This is a genomic window from Candidatus Borrarchaeum sp. (genome assembly GCF_019058535.1).
Lineage (GTDB): Archaea > Asgardarchaeota > Sifarchaeia > Borrarchaeales > Borrarchaeaceae > Borrarchaeum > Borrarchaeum weybense.
The window spans coordinates 1-7,504 of the sequence record NZ_JAHPYX010000163.1 but is presented as its reverse complement, the minus strand read 5'-3'; the positions used below and the strand labels follow the sequence as shown (position 1 = coordinate 7,504).

The following is a 7,504-nucleotide window of genomic DNA, read 5'->3' as shown; positions in this document are numbered from 1 at the left end:
GTTACGAAGATGTAGTTCATCATAAGAAATGGTAACCTTTGTTTAATTTAATCGGTTTGTTTTCACTTTGCATATATCTTAGGATTTTATATGCATGGTTTTTAAGATAATGAAATCATAATACAAAGAAGTTACGAAGATGTAGTTCATCACGAGAAATGGTAACCTTTGTTTAATTTAATCGGTTGGTGATCTTATTGGATGGTGAAGAAGTAATCAAATCTAGACGCACAATTCGTAAATTTACCGAAGAAGATGTTTCTGATGAAACTGTCCGCAAAATCATTGAGGCAGGGATGCTGGCACCTTCAGCGGGCAATATGCAATCATGGGAATTCATAATCGTACGTGATAAAACAACAAAATATAGCCTTTCTCAAGAAGCTTTAGGACAACCACATGTATTAGAATCTCCAGTTACAATCATAGTAGCAGCTAACACAAAAATTGCAGAAAAAAAGTATGGCTCTCGAGGACGCGAGGTATACTGTTTTGTGAGTGCTGGGGCAGCAATTCAGAATATGCTATTAATGGCAGTGTCACTAGGCTTGGGAGCTGCTTGGGTAGGCTCATTTAAAGAACGTTCAGTGCAGGAAATCCTGAAACTTCCCGCAGAGGTACGTCCTGTTGGCATTATAACACTTGGACATCCTGCTGACATACCAGATATGCCAAAACGGCGGGCTTACAAAGAAATGGTTCATAATGAAAAATGGTAATCATAATCCCTATTATGATGGCTTTCTGAATATCAATAACAATCAAATCTTCTTTAAAATCAGTCGATATCTTACGATACAAACTTGATAATATCAAAATCACCTATTTGATATTGAAATGAATTCATTGATTTTGTTATAATTTTAATAAACCTATCTTTTAAAGAGAGCCGAAAAGAAATTCCTTTGAAAGCCATATCTTTCCAACGTATATGAAAAGAATAAGGACGAAAACGTACTAATTTGTTAAAAGGATCTGTCTCAAAAATTTTGCCAATAGCAATTCCATTAATCTTTACAATATCCCCTTGGGAAATTCTGTACGCGTCTTCAGTAAAAATGCCGCCGTGTCCAAAATGTGGTATTCCAGCATCAATTATCCCGCTAAATAAAACATTTTCTCCCAATTTTTCAATACTGACCTTTAATCCAGTAAGTTTATGCTTGCTGAAGGCGTCTTCGTTAACTTCAAGGAATAAGGCGTTAGGTGTATGTTCAACTAACTTTGCTTCAAGAGGTGTTTCACTGATTTTTCTATATTCTTTAGAAAAATTGTCGAGCTTTTGACAGAGATTCAATTGTAATGCCCCTCTCGCTCTCACAGTATCGTCTTTTGGTCGGAATTCTGCATGGAGATGTGGATCTGTCCAACGAGCAAAGAAAAAACTTCGTATATACTCTCCTATTTTGTCCCCAATTTCAACATGCTCGCCTTGAGAGAGCGAGCGAGCAGGTTTAACATGAAGAATTTTAGTATACACGCTTGGATCATCATCATTTTGCACCAGAATAAGATATTCTAGCTTAGATACATTTGGTAATGTTGAGTGACCGCGAAAGGATTGAATTTTACTGATAGTTCCACTAACAGGACTATGAACATCACCTCCGAACGATAATTGACTAGGATATATATCGATTCCAGTCATATTCTTATGAGAATAAAAAGGAGAATTGAAGAAAGAAATGAATCCATCCTCTGGTGCGTGAATAAGATTTTCTCGAAATTTTGCAACGGGGGTAAATTTCGATGAGTTCACTCTCCGTTTTTTCGGATAGATTTACCACAAAATATAATATAAATCAAAAATTTAATAATGAAAGGGGCTATAATAACTCTTGCTTTTGGAGTAAATTTTAATAGTGAGCATTGTCTCTTACTTTCCTTGTCATCATTTTGACTCAATCGAGGTAAAGGCTGACAAAAATGAGCAAAGTACGGTTGTTTATAATCACAGATGAAGGAGAATATAATGAACTTCCTTTTCAAAATAAAGATCAACTTGATAGTGAAGAAGTCTATCTGATCGTTGATGAGTCTGGAAAAGACATCTGGATCTATAAAGGTGCCAATGCGCGTATAAGAAAGAAATTCCTAGGAGCACGTGCAGCTACAGAATTACGACAAGATATTGGTTTTACCTTCAAAGTTCACAGTCTCGATGAAGGGGAGGACGATCCTGATTTCAAAGCATTAATCAGTGGCGCTGAACCTTCTACTACACCTAAGCCTATTAAAAAGACTGAAAAGGTAACACCTCGTGCCAAACGCAAATCTAAAACTCCTACTAAAAAAGTAACAACAGAAGACACTGCCCCGTATATGCAACTTACAGATATCGTACCTACCCCAACATTGAAATCTCATGAAAGTCCAACAGAAATGGAAAAACCTTCAGAGACCCTCGTCGTAGAGAAAAGAGTTGAAATATCCACAACTGAGACTGTAGACAAAAAGAAATCTGCTCCCACAGTTACTCCCTCAATAGCTCCTTCGAAACCAGATCTTGATTCTGTTATGAAAAAACTTGACGGAATTGAGCACCTTGATGGATATCTGCGTGAACTAGTGATTATAGGACATGACTGTTATGCAGTTTCAGAAAAAAGTGTAAGATTTCTAGGAGAGGAACGTGTCGAGAGGCAATTGGAACGTATGACATCTACATCTATGCCCGAGGGTGTCTTTTTTGCAGAAGAGTATACTCCCCGAATCATTGTCGAAGAAGGAAAAGTTGTTGCTATCGAATTTTGGAAGGAATCTGAACTAGTTAGTGAGCAACTGAGGACGCAGATGACGCGAAGTTTGGATGAATTGACTAGATTCTTCAAGATGATCGAATCAGGTGAAGAAGAAGGAACCTAATGTTTTATTGCGAATTGGGGAGCAAGAAGTCCCTTTCAATGTATTGAGAATTAGTTTACTTGTTACGACACAAAAAAGCCCCATAACTTTAGCCTGGGGATGAATGGTGTCAGTATTTTACATTTTTTAACTTTGTGCTACTTTTTGCTGAGTTTATAAACAGGGATGGAGTACACAGAGTGAGCAATTATGTTGTACATTATTAACGAGTTATTGTAAGTTGTGCGGAGCACTCATACCATGTTAACAAAGAACGAACGGATCAAAGCTACCTTAAAGGACACTAAGAAGCGGCGTAAACACATGAAGTGTCGGTGGAAGTTGACCGTTTCTTCCCCTCCACAAAGACCTGTTCACGTTGCGGTCATCAGTGCGCTATAGGTTTAGCCGAACGTACCTATGAGTGTCAATACTGCGGTCTGGTGATAGATCGTGATTATAACAGCAGTTGTGTGTTAGAACACTAAGGTCATAGAATACTAGGTAGGGGACCTACCGAAGTTACGGCTGAGGAGACTTATACCTCTACCTTAGCGTTGGATTATCTGAACCAGATAGCCTATGTTGAGGCAAGTATGGTTGCAGAAACAGGAAGCCTCACTGCTTTAGCGTGAGGTAGTTCACCTTATAAGGATTTAAGCCAGATAAATAAATAAGGTAAGATTACCTAGGATTAATTGCCTAATATTTTGATAACTAGTTAAATGAAGATTATCTCAATGGAGGCGATGGAAATTTTAGATATGCTGATCGGAGAAGCTTTGTTAGGGCATGAACCAGAACTTGCGCATGTTGATTTACTTATTGGAAGTAAAGAAGGACCTGTCGGACAGGCATTTGCACAAGGTCTAACTACACTTTCAGCGGGACATACTCCTTTACTTGCAGTTATTCGTCCGAATTTGCCCCCAAAACCTCAAACTTTGATTGTACCGAAAGTTACAGTAAAAAACATGGAACAGGCTGCCAAAATATTTGGACCAGCACAGTATGCAGTGGCAAAAGCAGTAGCTGATGCTGTAGAAGAAGGAATTTTTCCAGATGATGTCGATTTTGATAAAATTGTGATAATAGCTTCTGTTTTTATTCACCCGGAAGCGAAAGATTATCGGAGAATTTACAATTATAATTATGGGGCAACGAAATTAGCATTAAAGCGAGCATTGGTCAATTACCCTCCGTTAGAAAAAGTCCTTTATGATAAGGATCGAGCCAAACATCCAATTATGGGCTTTAATGTACCGCGATTATGGCGTCCTCCTTATTTACAGATCGCTCTAGATATTACTAGCATTAACAGAATAAAGGAAATGATAAGAAACGAAATCCCAAAAAGCGATCGACTTATTCTTGAAGCAGGGACGCCTCTCATTAAGAAATATGGTGTTCGAGTGCTTCGTGAACTGCGAGAAGTAGTTCCAGATCTATTCATTATAGCCGACCTTAAAACCCTGGATGTTGGTAAAGTAGAAGTGGACTTGGCCTATGAAGAAACAGCAGATGCAGTTGTGTGTTCTGGACTTGCAACAGTTGACACATTAAACAAGTTTATTTACGAAGCAAAACGTCTAGGTATCTATGCTATAGTTGATTTAATGAATGTAACGAATATCATCGAAAAATTAAAATCTTTGGATGATATCCCCGATGTTTTAATCTTCCATAGAGGAATTGATACAGAAACTTCTGGCGAAAAATCACGTTGGGATCTCATAAAGGAAGTTAAACAAGAGTTTAGTGATAAGAAATTCCTTGTCGCTGTTGCAGGCGGAATTCGTCCTGAAAATACTAAAGATGCCTTAGAGAAAGGTGCAGATATTGTTATTGTTGGACGATACATTACGCAAGCAAGAGACGTTGAAAAGTCCGTTCGGGAGTTCCTTAAGACTATTGGCGCAAAAGAACCTGCTATAGATCATTATCGTGTTCACTCAGAAGATGGGTGAACGTACAAATCTGTTCACCGAAGCATATACAATACATGCTAAATGATCATTCAAATAACTCCTCGCCTTTTTTTTAGTTTAAAACCTAATAAAGTCAACGTTTAGCGCAGAATTGACACATAAGGTTGATTGGAAATATCTAAGATCATTTTAGTTTCTCTAATTCAAGAGATCTACTAATTTCATTTTTCTATTGATTTTCGTGTTAAATCCTGTTTTTTTTCAGATGTAAATCTAAAGCCTTTTAAATAAGGTTTAAATCTTTGTAAATATAATGTCGTATAAATTAGTTTGTTGATCAATAAACTCCTTGTAACTCTGTTCAATGAACTCATACACTTTTTAGTGCCTTTGATATTATCTTTGGGGTGTTTTGATTGAAGACTCAAATTATTCAAATTGATGAGTTATCTAATTGGTACTCACAAATAATGCACAAAGAAATGGAGAACTTCAGAAAAGATGCACGTAAGGCATTTGATAAAATTGAACAGACGTTCGAGTTTATGGAATCCACATGCGAAAAACTAAGTGAAGAACATACAGGACCTACCGAATCAGCAAGTGATAAAATCCATGAAACTGCTATAAAATGCGCAAATAGATTAGCTTCTTCTATTAAAGATTCTGTTAATCATATAACCCTTCCCACCCTAGATGAAGTCGAATTTTCGGATTTAAAGAGTGTAAAAGACGAATTAACAATTCTCACACGAACTATCACTGATGCTGGAAGACGCTATGTACCACCGATTTCTAAGGCTAAACTATTAAAGCGAGAAATCACCGAACTTTCTTACTTTCTCAAAGACATCGGGAAAAGTCAGAAGAAGCTAGAGGAACTCACTAGGGATTACGATTATGTCCAAATTATTGAAAAAAATTTTGAGAGAATAGCAGAATTACGTAAATTAAAAGATAGACTTTCTGAACTTAATATAATGCAGTCACAATGCGAAGGCTTGATTGAAGAAGTCGAAAGTGGAAAAGATGAAATCATAAAACAGAAGGTATCTATCAAGAAAGAACCTGTTTTTGTTGAGTTGCATGAAATTGATGGAAAATTAAAGAAAAAGCAGATGAAATTTACTCAAGCACTACGTATTATTCTAGATAAACCTTTTAAAAAATTCAATAAAAGTGTGGACGATGGTTTAACTAATATTTCAGAGGATAAAAAAATTGCACTGGAAGGATATATGGATGATCCATTTGAAACTTTCACGTCAGAAGTGCTTGGTTATCCAAATTTAAAGGCACTTCTTCTTGAAATCCAAGAACGTTTGGAAATGAATCGTCTTGAGGTGAAGAAAAAACTCATCCCAAAAATTAAGACAAAGGTAGAACAAGTTTTGGATGATTCAATTCTTTCACTACAGAAAGACCTTAAAGAGCTACTTACTGAAAAGAAAACATTAATCAGCAATTCACAGGAATTATTTGCGACTCAAGACCAATTAAATAAGAAATTACACGAACAAGAAAAAAGGGAATCTGAAGTACAGCTTGAATTTTCAAAAGTTATTGCAGAAAAAAGTTGGTGTGAAGATCGAATTAATACAATAAAGAAAGCTTTAGAGAAGAATTTTCGTAAAGAACTTGAAGAAGATATCACAATTTCAATTGACAATGCCTAAGGTTTGAAAAACAAACGAAATATAACCCAATTTAATGGGAACGGGCCTATTGCAAACTTGATAGCAAATTTAGTACTCCGAAATATTGATTTTTCATCGTAGAAAATAAATAGGAGCGCATCATTTTTTCCTTAGGTGACTCTGATGAAGATAAAGTTCATTATAAATCCGTTCCAAAATCTCATTTATCATCTAGAACGGGCATCTGAATCCTTTAAAGACTTATTTAGTGAAAAATATAAAGCGAAGGCAGAAAATTTAACTCCAGCAAGTACCTTCAGCGAATTCGCGCGCGCTTTGAATCAGACGATTATCTCACAAAGTCTAAAACAGCGACTTTCCGATTTAGTTATGCCCGATGAAATCCCAGCAACAGTCAATCAGATCTTCTCTGGGTTTGCGGCTAGATTAACAGAAGTTCTTCTAGGTGATGTAGATCGGTATTTAAACGTGTGGCGAGAAGAACTTCAACCAAAACTTGAATCCTTTCAAAATGCATTGAAAAGTATTAAGAAAGATGTAAAAGAGAGTTTTAAACGTATTGAGAGTTTAACCCTCATACCCTTTAAATTTGACAACCTTGAAATCTTCTTAGTAGACGCCCTCTCTGAAGAATACGGTTCTATGAGTGAAATATTAGGATTAAGGTCATTAGCGTTAGGTATAATGAATACAACTGAAGCATTAAAAGAAATTGCTTTCAGCCTCGCGAAATTAAATCTAGGCGATACAGTTAGCAAAAGCCTACCAGAAGATTTGGCTGAAGAAGAACAAAATGTTAACAATGCGCTGGTAAAACTTATAGTAAATGAAATTCAAACCTTCTTAACAATGCCACTAGAAGTAAAAAATAAGGTTGATGAATATATTACGCTACTATGGGTTGATTGGAAAAATTATGTAAAAAATCCTGAAGAATATCGTGATATAGGTCACTTTTTCAGAGATGTACTTCTAACCAGAATAATAGGTGAAGCACTTGAGATAGAAGAAGAGGAAGAAGAAGAGGAGCCCTTAGTGGTGGAAGAGGAGCCCTTAGTGGTGAAAGAGGAGCCC

General features: G+C 36.4%; 7 protein-coding genes. 6 read left to right on the top strand and 1 reads right to left on the bottom strand.

The genetic code is table 11. From position 1 onward, the window contains the following. Positions 1-197 precede the first annotated feature (197 nt). Complete coding sequence (locus QVB70_RS09595; RefSeq protein ID WP_287585516.1) at positions 198-719, top strand: nitroreductase family protein; 522 nt, start codon at positions 198-200, stop codon at positions 717-719. 71 nt (positions 720-790) lie between these two features. Here QVB70_RS09595 and QVB70_RS09590 read toward each other — a convergent pair whose 3' ends face one another. After that, entirely contained in the window at positions 791-1,759 is a 969-nt protein-coding gene (locus QVB70_RS09590; RefSeq protein WP_287585515.1) for a peptidoglycan DD-metalloendopeptidase family protein, read from the bottom strand. Between the two features lie 167 nt (positions 1,760-1,926). Here QVB70_RS09590 and QVB70_RS09585 point away from each other — a divergent pair, with 167 nt between their 5' ends. From QVB70_RS09585 to QVB70_RS09565, 5 genes are all read left to right on the top strand, one after another. After that, a complete protein-coding gene (locus QVB70_RS09585) occupies positions 1,927-2,865 on the top strand; it encodes a hypothetical protein (protein ID WP_287585514.1) in 939 nt (312 codons plus the stop codon). Positions 2,866-3,173: 308 nt separating this feature from the next. After that, positions 3,174-3,332, top strand: coding sequence for a zinc ribbon domain-containing protein (locus QVB70_RS09580; RefSeq protein ID WP_287585513.1), 159 nt, complete (start codon positions 3,174-3,176; stop codon positions 3,330-3,332). 252 nt (positions 3,333-3,584) lie between these two features. Further along, complete coding sequence (locus QVB70_RS09575; protein WP_287585512.1) at positions 3,585-4,811, top strand: bifunctional 5,6,7,8-tetrahydromethanopterin hydro-lyase/3-hexulose-6-phosphate synthase; 1,227 nt, start codon at positions 3,585-3,587, stop codon at positions 4,809-4,811. Between the two features lie 377 nt (positions 4,812-5,188). Then, entirely contained in the window at positions 5,189-6,448 is a 1,260-nt protein-coding gene (locus QVB70_RS09570; RefSeq protein WP_287585511.1) for a hypothetical protein, read from the top strand. Between the two features lie 144 nt (positions 6,449-6,592). Further along, on the top strand, positions 6,593-7,504 hold a 912-nt coding region (locus QVB70_RS09565; RefSeq protein ID WP_287585510.1), incomplete at its 3' end, for a hypothetical protein.